This is a genomic window from Bradyrhizobium sp., assembly GCF_016462955.1.
Classification (GTDB): domain Bacteria; phylum Pseudomonadota; class Alphaproteobacteria; order Rhizobiales; family Xanthobacteraceae; genus Bradyrhizobium.
Genome location: NZ_JAEMSD010000826.1, coordinates 1 through 1,886, shown reverse-complemented (window position 1 = coordinate 1,886; position 1,886 = coordinate 1). Strand labels below are relative to the sequence as shown.

Genomic DNA, 1,886 nt, shown 5'->3' with positions numbered 1-1,886 from the left:
GTACATGCCAGCGCCGACGCCGCCGACGATGATCTCGCCGAGCTGCATGTTGATCAGCGGGATCATGCCGCCGAGCGCAGTGAAGCTGTCATGCATGGCGTTGACGGCACCGCAGGAGGCCGCGGTCGTGATCACGGCGAACAGCGAGGACGCGACGATGCCGAAGCGCACTTCCTTGCCTTCCATGTTGCCGCCGGTCAGGCCCAGCGCATGCATGGTCGAGGTGCCGCTGGCTTCCGCCCAGTAGCAGACGCCGACGCCGGCGACGAACAGCACGCCCATCACCGCGAGGATCGCCCAGCCCTGGCGCTGGTTGCCGACCATCCGTCCGAACACGTTGGTGAGCGCCGCGCCGAGCACGAAGATCGAGAGCATCTGCACGAAGTTCGACAGCGCGGTCGGGTTCTCGAAGGGGTGCGACGCATTGGCGTTGAAGAAGCCGCCGCCGTTGGTACCGAGCATCTTGATCGCCACTTGCGATGCGACCGGGCCGACCGCGATGGTCTGCTTGGCGCCTTCGAGCGTGGTCGCCTCGACATAGGCTCCGAGCGTCTGCGGGATGCCCTGCCAGACCAGGAACAGCGTGTAGACGATGCAGATCGGCAGCAGGATGTAGAGCGTGCAGCGGGTGACGTCCACCCAGAAATTGCCGACAGTGCGTACAGAGGCGCGCGCAAAGCCGCGGATCAGCGCCACTGCGAGCACGATGCCGGTCGCGGCAGACAGGAAATTCTGGTGCGTGAGGCCGACCATCTGGGTCAGATAGGACAGCGTGCTCTCGCCGCCGTAGTTCTGCCAGTTGGTGTTGGTGATGAAAGAGATCGCGGTGTTGAACGACAGATCCTCGGCGACCGCGGACTGCCCTGCCGGATTGAAGGGCAGCATGGCCTGGAGCCGCATGAGGCCGTAGATGACGAGGAAGCCGCCGACGTGGAACAGCAACATGGCGACCGTATAGGTCAGCCAGTGCTGCTCGCGCTTCTCGTCGACGCCGGAGATCCAGTAGATGCCGGCCTCGATCGGGCGCAGGACGGGTGACAGGAAGGTGCGCTCGCCGTCGAACACGCGCGTCATGTACCAGCCGAGCGGCTTGGTCAGCGCGACGACGATCGCACAATAGAGAATGATCTGGAGCCAACCGATCACAGTCATGGCATTAACCCTTCAGGCTTTGGGTCCGGCGCAACAGCGGCAGGAGCAACGCAAGCAGACCCGCAACGAGCGCGGCGTCGGCCAGCAGCAATTCGACAAGCAGCAGCACGGCGTCAAAACCGCTCGGGCCGCAGCAGTGCATAGGTGAGATAGATCAGGAGGCCGAACGAGACGGCGCCCGCGAGCGTGTAATCAAAGATCATGGCCCGCTCCGTTACAGCCGTTCACAGGCGTAGGTGTAACCGATCGCGAGGGCGAAAAAGGCGACGGCGAGCGCCACCATCAGAAGGTCCATCATGAAAGTGCTCCTCGTTGCGACCAACCTTGGACGCAACCCCATTTTCTGCTTCCGGCAGCCCGCTTGCGATGAATCAATCACGGCACATGTTCCGTGGCGCCCGCCGGGAGCTCTCAGCGCGCTGAAGTGCCATCCGGGACATAGGTTTTCGAGATGAGGGCTATGGCAAAGTTATAGGAATCTCATAAAAGCCCGCCCCCTCGCACGGTCACAAGCAGGCTGATCGGCTGCCCTCTCCGCGTTCGCCGGGCGAGTGGAACATGGCGCAAAGCCCCGCACCTTTTATGATATCCCTATATCTCCCGCCCCTTCATCATCTCGTTTTCAAATGCCGTTCCAGCCATCTTGGAGAGGCCGGCCGACTGACCGACGCCAAATTCCAGGAGGCCTGACATGACCGCCGCTTTCCGACGTTACGATGCACCATCACCCGGCG

Annotated in this window: 3 protein-coding genes; all 3 read right to left on the bottom strand. The window is 62.7% G+C overall.

Features of this window, described 5'->3' with window-relative positions:
• Window positions 1–1,152: potassium-transporting ATPase subunit KdpA (gene kdpA, locus JHD07_RS38880; RefSeq protein ID WP_291631862.1), on the bottom strand; the 1,152-nt coding region annotated here is incomplete at its 3' end.
• Window positions 1,153–1,265: 113 nt separating this feature from the next.
• Window positions 1,266–1,355: a K(+)-transporting ATPase subunit F gene (locus tag JHD07_RS38875; RefSeq protein WP_035677463.1), complete on the bottom strand. Its 90-nt coding sequence runs from the start codon at window positions 1,353–1,355 to the stop codon at window positions 1,266–1,268.
• Window positions 1,356–1,366: 11 nt separating this feature from the next.
• Window positions 1,367–1,492, bottom strand: a complete 126-nt coding sequence (locus tag JHD07_RS38870; RefSeq protein WP_291631855.1) for a hypothetical protein — start codon at window positions 1,490–1,492, stop codon at window positions 1,367–1,369.
• Window positions 1,493–1,886: the final 394 nt, after the last annotated feature.

Coding starts and splice junctions, on each gene's coding strand:
- JHD07_RS38870 (WP_291631855.1), bottom strand. CDS start 1,492: ATGGGGTTGCGTCCAAGGTTGGTCGCAACGAGGAGCACTTTCATGATG.
- JHD07_RS38875 (WP_035677463.1), bottom strand. CDS start 1,355: ATGATCTTTGATTACACGCTCGCGGGCGCCGTCTCGTTCGGCCTCCTG.